The organism is Paenibacillus albidus, from assembly GCF_014644435.1.
Lineage (GTDB): Bacteria > Bacillota > Bacilli > Paenibacillales > Paenibacillaceae > Paenibacillus_AQ > Paenibacillus_AQ albidus.
This window is the reverse complement of the sequence record NZ_BMKR01000039.1, coordinates 49,930-64,973: the sequence shown is the minus strand read 5'-3', so window position 1 is coordinate 64,973 and position 15,044 is coordinate 49,930. Positions and strand designations below refer to the sequence as shown.

Genomic DNA, 15,044 nt, shown 5'->3' with positions numbered 1-15,044 from the left:
AGGCCAGAGGCAAATTGAAACATTTGTACCCTGAAATTTGATGCAGTCAAGGTACTAGTCTCGAATAAACCCGTCATTTCATCTAAATGCTACTTTATGATTAGAAACTACAACTTAATAAAGAAAGCTACAGCCCCATTAGAAAAGAGTTGTAGCTTTCATGTTTTAGAATGTTATTTCAACGTAATCGCAATCCGCTCTTCTTTAGGTTGCCATTCCACAGTAGCGCCCAGCTTCTCGCTGATGAAACGCAGCGGCAGGTACAGCGTGCCGTTCACGTTAAATGGCTTGTTATCCAGCGTGACGGCAGCATTGTTCAGCATCGTTTGGCCTGTAGTTGCGCTTACGGTGATGGTCACAGGCGCCCCGCCTTCCCCCTTTCGCGACACAGTGGCCAGCTTGCTGGTGCCATCGAATGTGATCTCTGCCCCCAGCTTCTCAAATACGGAGCGCAGTGGCACAAAGTTCTGTCCACCGCGTGTAATCACACCATTGGTCATCGCCACATTGTCACCGTTCAAGGAAACGGAAATGGGCTTTTGCACCGGAACTGGGGTGGTATGCTCAAATTCGTAGTCCCCGTAACCCAGTTCCGCGTTTTTGTTTACGCCCCAACCGAGCAGTGTACCGTCTGTCATCTGCATAATAATGTGGCGGGGGCCGTTCTTCACGGTGCTGATATCCGAAACAAGCAGTTTGAACTCTGCATTTGCAGGCATGCTCGCCCGCTCAATAGAGGTCGTGTAGACCTTGTTATCCCCTGTTAAGACGACCAGTGTACGTTCCACGACAAAAGCATCCTTTACGTTCTTCACGCCGGTGAGGAGAACCGGATTGGGGTTGTCCGTGTAGAGGGTGCCGTCCGAATATCCGGTAATGGTTGATCCCCAGAACCATAGGCGCGACTGGCTGTCGATGGCGAGGGAAGAATTAAGATTATGTTTGATGCTTTTAATATTGCTTAAAGGTTTGAGCTGAGTAGCGGTCAGTGTGCTTGGCAGATCGCCTTTACCGGAGAAACGTTCCGGCCAGGTCCAGACGGTGCCGTCTTTTTTGAGGGCCACATTTTCAGCGATTTGCGTAATATTGCTCAGGTTCTGTACCTGTGAGAAGTTGGCCAAGTCGTTTGTATCTTTCCAGACCGTGCCGTCTTTCTTCAGGAAGATGAAACGTGCGTCGCCATTTTTGTCGTTGGATTCATAGTATCCTGCAATATCGGTTACGTTGTCGATCCCGGTAACGGCTGAGAAGGAAGTGAGGTCCCAGTGGTCTGAAGCATCGGTGGAAGTAAATACTTTGCCCTCTGCATTCCAGGCCAGCGTCCGGCCATAATCAAACGTACCTTTAATATCGCTTACGCCTTGCACTGGCTTCACAGTAATCGCAGGGTTGGGATAATTGTACTGGATCAGCCATACAGAACCATCCTGCTTCTGGACCAGACCGTTGCCAAAAGAGGCGCTCACACCGCTGAGTTCGGGAATTTGTGTAGGTACGGATTGGAGCGCCCCCCAGACCCAGTAACTGCCGTCCTTTTTGGTGAGGGAATCTTGCTCAAAAGAGGCAAGGGTTGAATTGGATCCGTTTGAGGTGGTGTCCGCTGCGGCAGCGGATGCACCTGCGGTTAAAGTCAGTCCCAAGATGAGACTTAGAAAGAAGGGTCGTTTTTTCATAGATAAGCTCCTTTTGACTGGATTTAGAGTATAAACAGCATAAGAGGTAAGGGGACCTAAGAGGTTAGACGCATGCACATGGGAAATGTTGCAAATTTTGTTCAGATAATTTCCAGTAAATAGGCTGGCGGCGGACGAAGGCGGGAAACTTTTTATGCGAAAACAAGGTCTGCTGTGATACAATAATTCAGTCTGTTTTTGAGCGCATTACCGATTTGAGGGGGAACAAGCATCAATGAAACAAGCACCGTTTATCGCAGTGGAAGGTCCGATCGGAGCAGGTAAAACCACGTTGTCTTCGCTGCTCGCAGAGGAACTGAATCTGCCTATTATTAAGGAAATTGTCGAGGAGAATCCGTTCATTGATAGATTTTATCAAAATATGGATGACTGGAGTTTTCAGCTGGAGATGTTTTTCCTGTGCAACCGTTACAAGCAGCTGGAAGATACAATCGGCCAGTACATTGCCAAGGGAAAACCCGTGATCTCGGATTATCATATTTATAAGAATCTCATCTTTAGCGAGCGTACCCTTAAGGGGATCAACCGGGACAAATACCGGCAAATTTACCACATCCTCACCGACGATCTGCCTAGGCCCGATATCATTATATATATCAAAGCTGATCTGGATACGCTTTTGTCAAGAATCGCCAAACGAAGCCGTTCTTTTGAAGAGGGCATCGACAAGGGTTATTTGCAGCAGCTGATTGAAGATTACGACGTCGCCATGGCTTCACTGGCTGTTCAGGAGCCATCCACCGTGATTGTGACCATTGACGGGAATACCATTGATTTTGTGGAGAATCGTCTGCAGTTTGAAGAAATTTCCGCCAAGGTAAAGGAGCTTATCCAATGAACCCCTATCATATTCCGAAAAACGCGCTGATTACTGTAGCTGGAACCGTAGGCGTCGGCAAATCAACGTTGACTGCCGCTTTGGCGGAGCATTTGAGTTTTCAAACGTCGCTGGAGCAGGTCGACCACAATCCGTATCTGGAAAAGTTCTATCATGATTTCGAGCGGTGGAGCTTTCACCTGCAGATCTATTTCCTGGCCGAACGGTTCAAGGAACAGAAGAAAATGTTCGAGATGGGCGGCGGTTTTGTCCAGGACCGGTCCATTTATGAAGACACTGGTATTTTCGCGAAAATGCATGCCGATCAGGGCACGATGTCTAAAACAGACTATGAGACATATACCAGCCTTTATGAGGCTATGGTCATGACGCCTTATTTCCCGCACCCGGATGTGCTGATCTATATTGAAGGCAGCCTGCCGTCGATCCTGGCGCGGATTCAGGAACGGGGACGGGAAATGGAGATCCAGACGGATGTAGGGTACTGGGAGCAAATGCACCGCAGATATTCAGTCTGGATCAACGAATTCTCGGCTTGTCCGGTGCTGCGGCTGAATATAGACGACTATGATGTGCATGACCCGGCATCCATGACGGGAATTCTGGGGCAGGTGGGACGGACGATCGGGAAGAAGCTCTTATAAAATAATTTTTTGTGAAGACGGCAGCCATTCAATATTTGGATGGACTGCCGTCTTTTTAATACTGATAGTATAAAGTTCTCACGCCTAAGAGGCAGGTGAAGTTTGCCCGAATTGCGATTCAAAATCAATAGAACCGTCCGGCAGCAGCCGGGTCAACAGGATTTTATAAAGAATCGCGGCTTCTTCCTGGTGACTTAACGGCTCTTGTGATTGGAAATCTATGGAGCCATCCGCCAAAAATTTGGCCTGGGGACCGTAGTAGCCGATCGCCGCCATCAGCTTGACTGCCGGAATAGCGAGTTCATCCGTATTTCCAGACAGCTTGACCTCAGTATGGAGTGATTCTGGATATTGGGGAGAGGAGACATGTCCCCACACAATAAGAGCGGCTTCCTGTCGAGTTATAGGTCTGTCCGGATGATACATTCCCTTCCCGTCACCCAGCACAATCCCGGCCTCCGCCGCGAGTTGAATATACTTGCCATGGGGATGGTTCACGGCATCTTGGAACATGACCGGATTATTGCTTCCGGGTATCCCAAACAGAGCAAAGAAATCACGAATAAATTCCCCGCGGGTGACAAGCCGTTCCGGTTGAAACGAAAGGACAGCATCATTTTCATAAAAATCCACCGACTGCAGCCCTCTAATATATTCAGCATAAGGATGATCCGCAGCAACATCGATGAACCCCCGGCCCTGAGTCCGTATCATATAATGATCGGTAAGGCCATAATACTTCAAATAGACTTTTCCGTTCTTGCCCTCTTTAAACACTGCAAAATTGCCCTGCTCATCTGTATATATTCCGTTGGCTGTTTGCTTTAGTTTTTGTTTGGGCAGCATCGTATGCTCCAACCAAAAATCACCATTTCCGGCTGGCGAGATTATGGTTACAAAAGATCTAACTCGGGGATCAGTATAAATACCACTGTAACCAATGTCTTCTTTCTTGGCATTGTCGGAGTCTATTGTGGCGGCTTCACCATACTGTGGAAAAAAGTGATTCATAAACGCAGGATAAAAGGTATCGCGTATACGCCCCATTTGATTATGAACGACAAAGACTGCTGTGTTCTGTTCGGGTATAAACCATATATAGGCACCATATCCATCCATGCCGCCTTCTTTTACAAAGATATGCGAGCTTGCGCCAGCACCGGGCAACTGTGGAGGGGCTTCAAAGCCATAGGCGCTGTCAGGCAGCAAGGGATGGATATAAGAACGATATTGCATCATCTCCCGGATCGTATGGTCAGAGAGGAAGTGCCCGGAACCCGTATGGCCGCCATTCAGAAAAGCCAGCATAAATTTGCCGAAATCACCGGCAGTAGACAGCATACCGCCTTGGGGCATTACGGTAGGATAATAGGCATAATCCGGAACCGGATTTCCATCCAGGCCATAGCCCGTGGCGAGCGCTTCTCTTAATTTGCCTTGAAACTCAAAACTGCTGTTATTCATCCCGAGCGGTTGGAAGATGGTCTGTTCGACGTATGTCTGGAAGGGAATGCAGCTTATCTTCTCTACGATATATCCTTGCAGCATAGAGGCAAAGTTATCATACATATAAGTAGTTCCAGGTTCCCGGACAACTGGTGGCAAGGTTAGGCGGACATAATCAGCGAGATCCACTCTGGTTTCGTAATCGGTGTGCGTATCTTCTGGCCGGACTTCGCGGACCTCAAATCCGGTCGTATGGGTCAGCAATTGCTCAATCGTAACTGGATTCGGATAAGGATTATCCTGTTTGAGATCACCCAGATATTTGGAGATATCATCCTGCAAACCGACTTTTCCTTGCTCTACCAACTTCATTAAGGCAATTGCCGTAAACAATTTACTAACAGAAGCGACCCGGAATACAGTGCTATTCGGATCTACCTTTTGCTGCTTTTCTTTATTGGCATACCCGTACCCTTGTTCCAGAATAATCTGACCCTCTTTGACGATCACCACTGCAGCTCCTGCATACTGTTCTTTAATCTCACCCCGTTCAAAAAATTCGTTCATAAAAGCTTGTGCATTCGTTGATGTCAGCTCTGCCGTATTACCTGTACTTTTCATTTCACGTTCCTCCATTTATTTGTTTCGATTCCTGGCGGTTGTAACTTTGACAATCTATCAGGAGAGTTTAAATTGAATGTAAACGGAGTCTTTCGTGAATCTTTCTTTATTATTCAGGTGCGGCACCCGTCCAGGAACAGGAATTGAAAACAGTACTTCTTTTTATAAGAAAAATAGTTCTAATGAGCGGCATTCAACGAAATGTAATAGTCTGGATATTATTCGTGTCGATTCTACACGGAAGCCGTGTCCTCAGAGCTAAACATTACTAATGCGGGAACTCTATATTGGGTAGAATAGACTACTTAACAGGCTGTATATGCTGAAATAAACCTATTTTTTGCAAATTCAATGGAATCTGCTAATCAAGAGGTCTACTGGAAGTTTATCCAAGTGAATGATAGAATGTGATTTACTTCATATTCACTATCATCCAAAAAAAACAAAAGGACCTGTTTCAAACGGTATGCGATTGGATTAATTAAAGATCAGAAGGAAATATTCCCAATTGGAATAAGTTAATACATAACCCAGAGAATACTCATAATGACCGGAATGGCCAGAAAAGGAGCGAAAGGCACGGAGCGGGGAAAATGGTCCGTATAAGCCCGCTTTAAGAGCAGCACCAGTGCGCAGAGCAGACAAGCGGCCATGAACAGCGATAGATTCAGCAGTCCGCCCAGCCATACGCCTACAGTAGCAATCAGCTTGATATCGCCTGCTCCGATGGAACTATAGTACCGGCGGAGAAGCAGCAGCGGCGCTGCGGGAAGGAGCAATCCGGTAACGGAGTTCAGCACAGATCCGTACAGGAGCATATGAAGAACACCCAGACCGAGAATCAAGATTACCAGAGAATTGGGAATCTTCCGCCAGCGGATGTCGCTTAGACTGCATAAGATTAAGAGGATCAGCAAGCTGGACAATAATAAGAGTTTCATAACGGGCACCGCCTCAGGTTCTGTGTGCTTGGATTATACATAGCTTTTTTGTGTCGTTTTATGGAAAATTTTCTCATAATAAGTCGTTCCGCGTCAAGGTTTATGTTATTTCACAATGAAAGAGGATTGAAGATGAGGTTACTTCTATTGGCCGGCACAAGTCACGGATTGATGTCTGTCCATGCCGCCGCCCCGTGGACACTTGTGAACCATCAGGAGCTGCGGGTTCGGGAAACCCCCGAGTTCATACATAACCTTACCGCACCGGGGCCTGAAGCTGTGCTAATCACGGATGAGGCCTTGCCGGATGGACTGGCCGCAGAAAGGCGGGTTATCCAGGCGGTGCTTGAGCTTTGTGCCCGTATGGATACTGGAGTTCCGGTTGTACTGGTAACAAGAGACCCGCTGCATACTGAAGTATCCTCCGCCCTCAGGAGACAGTATTCAGGCTTCAGTGTGCTGGCGTATGATATGCCCAGGCTGCCTCTTCCATTGATCGAAGAAGCTTTCGCCCGTCTCAAGGAAGGCGGGCGCAGTGCTCAACGTCATCCGCAGGCAAGCGGGGGGCCGGATACAGGACAGGTAAGTGAACCTGCCGGGAAGAAACGCTCTTTCCTGGACCGCTTCCGCTCCAAACCAAGGGGGGGAGAAGCGCCTGCCGCGACGGACCCGTTGTCCCGGGAGCTGGCGAATATCAGCCGGGGAATGAGCCGGGTGGTTGCGGTCACCGGTCACCGGGGCAGCGGCCTGACAAGCACGGCGGTGAATCTGGCGGCGGAGGCGGCCAAGCGCGGCCTGAATACTATCCTTGTTGATCTGGATACGGATTACAGAGGGAGCAATTTGTATTTCAGCGGCTTTGACGAACAGGCCCGCAGGGACGAGCATCTCGGCAGCTCGCTGATCCGCATGCTGGCAAGGCCGCAGGATTACCGCCAGAGCGCTTTTCACGTTAAGGGGAATCTCTGGATGAGCACACTCAGCTATGGCTTTCAGGACAAGCGGGCGATCGGGCAGTTCCTCACAAGCGAGAAGCTGGCCGGCATGCTGTCGGCGCTGCGCAGCAGCTTCAATCTGGTGGTGCTGGATCTGCCGCTGGACGTTATGCGTACGCTAGAAAGTTCATTGATACATATGGATACCTTTGGATTATGTGTGCCGAACAATCTGTACTCCGTGCTCAGCACACTGCGCAATATCGAGCTGGTTCTGGAGCGTGATTCGGCTTCCTATTTGAATGCCAAGACTAAAGTAATTGTTACCCGCTATAATCACAGCTTGCGTTTTCGGAGTGATCTGTTCGCGCCGGAGAAGGTCAGTGAACTGCTTGGCTCCGGCCTGAGTGACAGCTTCCGCTTTGAGCCGCCGCTCGCCGGTTACGTGCCGTACCATCAGGATTTCGACCTGCAGATCGAAAGCGATATTCCGCTGGTGAACAGCGGGGCGGAGTTCGAGAGCGCTTTTGGCAAGATACTTCTCAGATTGATGGAGGGTTCGGGGTAAATGGATATCAGAAGTGTAAAGAATGTGGCTCCGAACCGGAACCTGTTCAAAAAAATCGCGGCGGTGTTGTTCAGCCTTACCGTCATTGTTATTTCTTACATCATCATTTCCAATGCAAGCAAAGATGCCCGTGATACTGTGGAGGTGCTCCGGCTTACGGAAAAAGGTGGGTTGCCTGCTTTTACAGTGCTGACGGAGAGTCAGGTGGAGACCTATAAAATTATCCGGCAAGAGTATTCGGAGGATATGGTGCTGGCGGAGAAGCTGCCTGATGTACTGGGCAAGTTCACCAAATATTACATCCGCGACCAAAGTGTGCTCTACCAGGATCAGCTGCTGGATGAGAAACCGCTGAAGAATGAATGGCTCTACAAGCTGGATGAGAAGCAGGAAGTGGTTACGCTGCCCTATAATTTCCTGGAGGCCGGAGGCGATATTCTGATGCCGGGCGACCGTGTGCGGATCCGCGTATCCTACGAGACGGAAGAAACACCTCCCCAGGGAGCAGGCGCCAATCCGAATGCTGTATTCGCTCAGTCGCAGTCCAAGACGATGAAGACGGAAATTTTGTTCGACAGCATCGTCGTCAAAGATATGCTTAACGCCAACAGCCACTCCATCTACGAAGTATATAAAGAAGTCTTGAAGCTGAGTGAGGACAAACGCCAGGAAGTCATGAAAAGCGACGATTTCCTGAAGAGCATCCAGCCTAAAGCGCTGCTGCTGGAAGGCTCGGGGGAGCAAGTCAGCAACTATGCTAAATTTAAAAGTCTGGAAAGCAAAAGCTTCCTGATTACGATGCTCAGCAGAAGCGGCAGCACAGTGATTATGGATCAGCTGCCAACCCTGCAAAATGAGGTGGAGTCATGGATCGAAAAGAAATAAAAAAATTAGAAAACATCTTCCGCAAAATCTCCTCCAAAGAGCTGGTTGGTGCGGAGATTCAGGATAGTCCGCTGATCTACAGTATCATCGGTTTTCTCCCGGCCTGCGACGGGACGGACAACGCGCTGTTAATCAGCAATCTGGGGGTTATGCTGGCCCAAAAGGGTTTTAATACCTGCATGGTGGATTTCAAGATTTTTAATCCGAACCTGCATCATCATTTCGGCATGGACCCGCCCAAGAAAGGCCAAGGCCTCTTGCGGGTGCTGAAAAGCGACAAGGCTGATATGCGGGATGACATCGCGGCTACGGAAGAAGAACAGCTGTATCTGCTCTCGCCCAGCCCGCAGGATCTAATGGAAGAATACTTCGAGTTCGATTTCACGCATATTGAACATGTACTATCCACACTAAAGGGGATGTTCGATATTGTTCTGGTCGATATTCCCTACAATCCGCCGCTTGAATTCTGCACCGGAGCGATGAAACACTGTCATATCGGATTTTTCACCGCCACCGAACGGATTGAGGCTTCCGGCAATATGACCAGGCTGCTCGATTTTGCCGCTTCCATTGGCATCAGCACCGCCAAGTTCACCAGTGTCATTATGATGAATCTGCACGAGATCGGAATGGATTACAAGGTTTTCAAGCAGATGGGCTTTCAGATCGCCGCAGCCCTGCCTTTTGTCAAAGCTGCCACGGCTTATGCCCAGGATGGCAAGCTGTATGTCAAGGATCATCCGCTGCAGAATAAGACTTTTATGAAGGAAATCACCAGGCTGAGGGATTTGATCATTAACCAGTAAAGGAGGGCTATGCCTTGCTAACCCGGGCCAAAGTAAGCGAATTGCAGCAGAAGTTCTCGCACCACAGCGAGCAGCAGGAAGATATGGAAGTGCTCAAGAACAAATACACGACGATCAGCTTCGACGAAGCACTCGAGCTGTGTCAGAAATACATTAGCAAGGCGGCAACGAATGCCTTCCGGCGGGAGAGTGATCCGGTACGCAAACGGGAAATGACCCAGGGCTATATCATGGAATTCGTGGATTCCCAGAAACCGAGTGTGGAAGGTTACCCCGGTCTGCAGTCCCTCAAGAATGCGCTTGTTAATGAGATCACGCATTATGGCCCTATCACGGAGGCTATGGAGGACCCGCTAATTGATGAGATCCGTGCCAATGGGCCGGAGCAGATCTTCGTGGAGACCGGCGGCAAAACCGTGCGCTGGGAACAGCATTTCAGTGACCGCGAGCATATGGAGCGCATCATTTCCAAGCTGATTGGAGTCTCCAAAATGCGCCTAACACCGAAGGTACCTATGGTTAACGCCCGGACGGTAGAGGGTTACCGGGTAAATGCGACCCATGCGGAAATTTCGCCTTATGAACTGCCGGCGTTCGTAATCCGCAAATTCAGCAAAAAAAGTCTTACGCCGGAGATGATGATCCGGGAGCAAAGCTTCTCGGTCAAAATGTTCCGGCTGCTGTCCCTGATCCCGAAGGCGGATCTGTCATGGATTACGGTGGGGCCTACCGGCAGCGGCAAGACCACCCTGAACGAGGTGCTCGTAAAGGAGATCCATCCGCTGTCCCGTATTATCACGATTGAGAATCCTTCCGAAATGCGGCTTCATCGGCGGGAGGGCAGCGAATTCGGTCCGGTCATCAATGATGTGCTGCAGTATGAGTCGGTGCCGGAAGAAGACGATTCCAGCCCGGCGACCATGGAGAATCTGCTCATTAATGCAATGCGGCAGTCTCCGCACTGGATCGGCCCCGGCGAGCTGCGTACGCCCGGTGAGTTCGCCACGGCGCTGCGGGCCGCGCAGACCGGGCACTTCTTCTTTACCACCCTGCATGCCGAAGGGGATGAAGAAGCGATATACCGCTTCCTTACAGCGTACCTGATGGTCTCGAATGAACCGGCGGAGCTGGCCTTGCGCAATATATGCAGCGCCGTCAAGTTCGTCATCTATCAGGAGAAGCTGGCGGATGGTACCCGGAAGGTGACTTCGATTTCGGAGATTCTGGGGTCCGAAGGGCTAAAGCCGCTGATTAACCCGATCTACAAATTTATCTTTGATGATGTGGTGGAGGAAGAAGGCGGCAAACGGGTTGTGAGAATTGTAGGCAGGCATAAGCGGGTAGGCAAGCTCTCGGAACGGATGCAGGAGTCGATGATTAAAGCAGGCATCAAGCGGAGCCGGTTTGACTTTCTGACGAAGGACCCGGAGGAGCAGGAAACGGAGGACTATGTATTCGATGAATATGACTTTGGTCGTTAGTCTGCTGCTGGGCGGGGCGGCGTTCGCACTGTTCAACGCCATCTTCCAGGTCCGCTTCTTTGAAGGGACCGTGCGCGGTTTCCTGGATCTGCTGGATACGGTGGCCGATCATCTCGGCAAATACAACACCAAACGTTACATCGCCCGGATCAAACGGGAACGCATTGTCAAACGCAAGGAGAATCCGGTGATGAAATACAACCGGCTGGTTGAAGGGCTGATCCTCGATTTCAATATGCCCGTCACCCTGGAGAGCTTCACATCACTGCTGTGCATTTCATTTGCGATTGTTGCTCTGGTGATCGTTTTCCTGATGAAAAGCGTGACCTTGTCGGTGGTAGTGACGATCTCTATCTTCATCGGCATTCTGACCTGGTTCGTGATGCAGTCCAAGGCGATCCGTGCCCAGGACATTGAGAATATTATGGATGCCGAAGATCTGATCTGTCCACTCGCCCGGGACGGTGTGCTGGTAGCGATCAAAAAGGTGATGGAAAGCGATGAGTACATCAGCCCCAATATCCGTGTCTATTTCCGCCAGTTCATCGACAACTGCGAGAATAACGGCTACAGCTTCCGGCAGGCCATTACCCTGCTGAACCGCCAGCTCGGCCCGAAATTCGATGATTTCACCAAAAAGGCCATTGTGTTTGAGTATAACGAACGCAAGGGCATGGCCGATATTTTCCTGGATATTGTCGATGAGAATGCAGTGCTGCGGGAGATCAACGCCCGCAAGGAGAATATTTTCCGCAAGATGAACCGTGATTTTCTGATCAAAACAGTAATAGTTCTGTTGTTCTTCATTTACGCGTTGTCTGTAGATGATTTCCGCCAGTACATGCTGAATACGCAGCCCGGCAAACTGATCAATACGCTGATGATCTGTGTAATTTGCCTGAGCTTCGCGCGTTGTCAGGCCCTTCAGGGCAACCTTGGCATGGGAAGTGACCGCAAATGATCCTTATTGCCAAGCTGTGTGCGCTCAGTTCTATTCTATATCTCATCAAACTGTTTCTGTTCCCGCTTCTGAAGCCCGTCAGCGGCCGCAAGAAGAAACGGGCCCGCCGGTTTATGAATGAACGCAAAAATGCGGAGCTGCGCCAGAAGCTGCTGGTCTATAAGAGGAACATCGCACAGAATTATATCCGCGGGCTGCTGGGGACCGCCGAACGCTTGAGGTTCCGCAAGATTATTGACCGGCTGGAGCTGGGCGTGTTGCCGGAAGAAATCCGCCTGAACCAGCTGCTGTATTCCTCTGGAGGAGCGGCTCTTACCCTGGTGCTGGGCAGTGCCAACCGGTTGCTGGGCTGTGTGACGGCGTTATTCATCTTGCTTGGCTGGATCTATCCGGTTAAAAGTCTGGAGGAGCGGATCGAGAAGAAAAACCGCAATATCGCGCTTGATTTTCCGGCTTTTTACAGCATGGTCTATTATCAATATTCCAAATCGATCAATATTTATCTGGCTGATGTCGTCCGTGACTATCTGCCCCATGCAGGCGGAGACATGGCTGAAGAGCTTGGGGTCATGCTGGACAATATTGAATACGGCGAGGAATTTGCACTGAAGCAGTTCAAGAAGCGGGTGCCGCTGCGCTACATCATCAAATTCTGCGACATTATGGAGACGAGGCTCAGGGGATATGACAACGTGTCCCAGATGGTATATCTCAAAAATGAGGTGGACCATTTCCGGGTGGAAGCGCTGGAGAAGGAGCTGATACGGCGGGAGCGCAGCAACTCGCGAATCCAGTGGGTACTGATTATCGTGCTGTTTGTATACATCGTTATCTATTATCTGTTCCTGGTGATGGATTCGCTGGAGATGTTTCAATAGATTTCAATTTAATGGAGGGAAACAATATGAAGAAGCAAATGAAGAAGGCAGCTAAGAACAGCGGGGAAATGTCATTTTGGAAGGAAGAGCGCGGAGATATCGGGGTGAAGCAGATTGCGGGTACGGTTGCGGTTATTGTGATCATCGGTCTTGTAATTACGGCTGTACAAGGCAATCTTTCAGAGTGGATCGATCAAATATGGACTTTGTTTATTGAGCAAATCGAGAAGTTCACCAAATAGCCACTAAGGAGGTGCACCAGCCATGCGGGGAATCGCCAAATCCTTTCTGGTGGCAATTCTGGTAGCGGCCAGCATCATGGTATTCACCAATCTGGTGTTTTTCTTCCCGTGGTACATGACGCTGGTCATCGAGACCTTCAATTTGTCCCAGGTCGCTGCCGGTGACAATTATATCAAGCAGTCCTATTATGATGATGCGCTGGAGCGGTTGAAGGACCGTCCGATCTACCGTGACAACAAGGATCAGATCGACATCGAGGTCTTGAATGAGGATGATAAAAGTGCACGTGGTGTTGATGATGAAACCACCTATGCCAATGCAGCGGAGAACGAGAAACCTTACCGCCAGCGGGGAGAGCCGGTAAAGGTGACGATCCGCGCCGTTTATCCCTTAAGCGTCCGCTTGTGGGGCCAGGAGATCCGGAAGGAGATTCCGGTATCCTTCTCGCTGACCTCGGCAGGGCTGAAGCATTATAAGGATCTGGAATACTATTTTGATTAAAAGCGGGGAATGGTCGCCATGAGAACGCTCGCGATATCCGTCCTGATCGCCGTGCTGCTGTCCATCCTGATCGCTCCGCTGATGGAAATATTCAATCTCTCCCGTGAGCAGATTGTCCTGGGTACGTCGCTTAACAACGCGCTGCGTTCTGCCAAAGACCGGAGCCTCAGCTATGAGAAGCTGCGCGGACTGGACGCGGAAGTGGACGAGGAGCGGTTTGCCGAATACTTCGCCGAAGCGTTCGCCAGTGCGATGGAGGCGCAGCTTGAGGAGAATGAGGGCGGCCGCTTGGTTTTTGAAGGGCAGGAGAGTACCCTTGCCGTTACCCTTGACTTCACGCATGAAGTAGATCCCCAGACAGAGCGGGAGACGACTGAAGTCCATGTGAAGGCGGAAGTGCCCTATACTTTCAAGACCCGGTATTTGCGGCTGGCCCGGGAAGCGGGCGAAGATGTGGATTATGTGATGAAAGGTGAACGGATGACCGTATTGTCCGTCAAGAACTGAACAAGAGGATGATGTTGTGTGAACTATGTGATGGTAACCCTGCTTGCTTCCGGACAGGAAGTGGATCTCAAGCTGCCGAGCCTCGTTCCGGTCAGTGAGCTGCTGGAGATGCTGAAAGACACCCTGGAGCTTCCGGGGCAGCGGGAGCAGCGGCTGCAGGCCGAGCCGCTGGGCCGGATACTCGATAATGCCCGCTCGCTTGAAGAAGAAGGGGTCAGTCACGGTGCGCTGCTGACGCTGATATGAAAGGGATGGAACCATGAGCGACAATATTGCGGGCGGCGGGCTGCTGCTGCAGACACTGGGGGCCTTCTATTTAACGGACCTGTCCGGCAATATGATGGCAACGCCCGGTACATACATGCTGAACCCGGACGATGGCAGCGTTACACAGCTGCCCGGCATGCTCTGGTTCATGAATGAAGCAGGCGGATTATTGTTCGCCAGCGATCAGAGCCGCAGCAACGCTTTATGCCGGGTAGACACCGGCTCGTTGGAGCTGAAGGTGCTGCTGGATGAGCCCTGCCGTGAAGTACGGCTCTCCGGCGGCCGTCTCTATTACATTCATGAACGGGACGGCAAGCTGTACCGCTGCCTGCCGGACGGGCGCAAGCCGGAGCGGCTGACCGACCATCCGGTACTGTGCTATACGCAGCTCGGCGAGACCCTCTATTATGCTACGGCTCAGGGGATCTACAGCTGCCCGCCGGATGGAGACCGGGAGCGGCTGCTGGCCGAGGGAGAGGCAGCGTATTTGCAGTCCTACGGACAACGTCTGCTCTATGCGGATAAAGCGGCCGGTTATGCGCTGACCCTGCTGCACCCGGAGACGGGGCACAAGGAAGTGTATGAAGAGCTGATACCGCTTAGCATGAACAGCGACGGTCCATATGTATACTGCTGTAATGCCCGAAATGAAGGCTCCATCTACAGGCTGGACCTGCAATATGGCGGAAGCCTCCGGATCTATGGAGAACGGGCAGACCGTCTGCAGATAGGGGACGGTGAACTGTTCTTTACCCATCATGGCGAATGGTACACCATGCCGCTATCCGGGGGACAGGCTGTCCGCGTGAATTTCGGGTGATGCAA

Annotated in this window: 16 protein-coding genes; 13 read left to right on the top strand and 3 right to left on the bottom strand. The window is 50.6% G+C overall.

Annotated features, from left to right (window positions below; genetic code table 11):
• Nucleotides 1-173 precede the first annotated feature (173 nt).
• Nucleotides 174-1,673, bottom strand: a complete 1,500-nt coding sequence (locus IEY53_RS28685) for a stalk domain-containing protein (RefSeq protein WP_189031054.1) — start codon at nucleotides 1,671-1,673, stop codon at nucleotides 174-176.
• 235 nt (nucleotides 1,674-1,908) lie between these two features.
• On the opposite strand from IEY53_RS28685, the gene IEY53_RS28680 reads away from it, so the two are divergent.
• Together IEY53_RS28680 and IEY53_RS28675 are read left to right on the top strand one after the other, a co-directional pair.
• Nucleotides 1,909-2,532, top strand: a complete 624-nt coding sequence (locus IEY53_RS28680) for a deoxynucleoside kinase (RefSeq protein ID WP_189031053.1) — start codon at nucleotides 1,909-1,911, stop codon at nucleotides 2,530-2,532.
• The gene (locus IEY53_RS28675; protein ID WP_189031052.1) at nucleotides 2,529-3,176 is read left to right on the top strand and encodes a deoxynucleoside kinase; all 648 of its coding nucleotides are present in this window, start codon (nucleotides 2,529-2,531) and stop codon (nucleotides 3,174-3,176) included. Before IEY53_RS28680 ends, IEY53_RS28675 begins: the two co-directional genes overlap by 4 nt.
• 84 nt (nucleotides 3,177-3,260) lie before the next feature.
• On the opposite strand, the gene IEY53_RS28670 is transcribed toward IEY53_RS28675, so the two are convergent.
• Together IEY53_RS28670 and IEY53_RS28665 are read right to left on the bottom strand one after the other, a co-directional pair.
• Entirely contained in the window at nucleotides 3,261-5,243 is a 1,983-nt protein-coding gene (locus tag IEY53_RS28670) for a serine hydrolase domain-containing protein (protein ID WP_189031051.1), read from the bottom strand.
• 518 nt (nucleotides 5,244-5,761) lie between these two features.
• Entirely contained in the window at nucleotides 5,762-6,184 is a 423-nt protein-coding gene (locus IEY53_RS28665) for a prepilin peptidase (protein WP_189031050.1), read from the bottom strand.
• Between the two features lie 132 nt (nucleotides 6,185-6,316).
• On the opposite strand from IEY53_RS28665, the gene IEY53_RS28660 reads away from it, so the two are divergent.
• From IEY53_RS28660 to IEY53_RS28610, 11 genes are read left to right on the top strand one after another with little or no spacing between them, the layout of a single operon-like run.
• Entirely contained in the window at nucleotides 6,317-7,687 is a 1,371-nt protein-coding gene (locus IEY53_RS28660; RefSeq protein WP_189031049.1) for a CpaE/TadZ family protein, read from the top strand.
• A complete protein-coding gene (locus tag IEY53_RS28655) occupies nucleotides 7,688-8,572 on the top strand; it encodes a flagellar biosynthesis protein FlgA (protein WP_189031048.1) in 885 nt (294 codons plus the stop codon).
• Nucleotides 8,554-9,381 (top strand): CpaE/TadZ family protein, encoded by an 828-nt coding sequence (locus tag IEY53_RS28650; protein ID WP_189031047.1) that lies wholly within the window; start codon nucleotides 8,554-8,556, stop codon nucleotides 9,379-9,381. The genes IEY53_RS28655 and IEY53_RS28650 overlap by 19 nt, the downstream gene beginning before the upstream one ends.
• 14 nt (nucleotides 9,382-9,395) lie before the next feature.
• A complete protein-coding gene (locus IEY53_RS28645) occupies nucleotides 9,396-10,862 on the top strand; it encodes an ATPase, T2SS/T4P/T4SS family (protein ID WP_215185465.1) in 1,467 nt (488 codons plus the stop codon).
• Nucleotides 10,840-11,823 carry a hypothetical protein gene (locus tag IEY53_RS28640; RefSeq protein WP_189031046.1) on the top strand — a complete coding sequence of 328 codons (984 nt, stop codon included), beginning with the start codon at nucleotides 10,840-10,842 and terminating at the stop codon, nucleotides 11,821-11,823. The genes IEY53_RS28645 and IEY53_RS28640 overlap by 23 nt, the downstream gene beginning before the upstream one ends.
• Entirely contained in the window at nucleotides 11,820-12,701 is an 882-nt protein-coding gene (locus tag IEY53_RS28635) for a hypothetical protein (RefSeq protein WP_189031044.1), read from the top strand. Before IEY53_RS28640 ends, IEY53_RS28635 begins: the two co-directional genes overlap by 4 nt.
• Before the next feature lie 26 nt (nucleotides 12,702-12,727).
• Nucleotides 12,728-12,943, top strand: coding sequence for a hypothetical protein (locus IEY53_RS28630; protein ID WP_189031042.1), 216 nt, complete (start codon nucleotides 12,728-12,730; stop codon nucleotides 12,941-12,943).
• A 22-nt stretch (nucleotides 12,944-12,965) separates the two neighbouring features.
• Nucleotides 12,966-13,445, top strand: a complete 480-nt coding sequence (locus IEY53_RS28625) for a hypothetical protein (RefSeq protein ID WP_189031040.1) — start codon at nucleotides 12,966-12,968, stop codon at nucleotides 13,443-13,445.
• A gap of 18 nt (nucleotides 13,446-13,463) precedes the next feature.
• Entirely contained in the window at nucleotides 13,464-13,952 is a 489-nt protein-coding gene (locus tag IEY53_RS28620; protein WP_189031038.1) for a hypothetical protein, read from the top strand.
• An 18-nt stretch (nucleotides 13,953-13,970) separates the two neighbouring features.
• Nucleotides 13,971-14,198 carry an EsaB/YukD family protein gene (locus IEY53_RS28615; protein ID WP_189031036.1) on the top strand — a complete coding sequence of 76 codons (228 nt, stop codon included), beginning with the start codon at nucleotides 13,971-13,973 and terminating at the stop codon, nucleotides 14,196-14,198.
• 13 nt (nucleotides 14,199-14,211) lie between these two features.
• Nucleotides 14,212-15,039, top strand: a complete 828-nt coding sequence (locus IEY53_RS28610) for a DUF5050 domain-containing protein (protein ID WP_189031034.1) — start codon at nucleotides 14,212-14,214, stop codon at nucleotides 15,037-15,039.
• Nucleotides 15,040-15,044 lie beyond the last annotated feature (5 nt).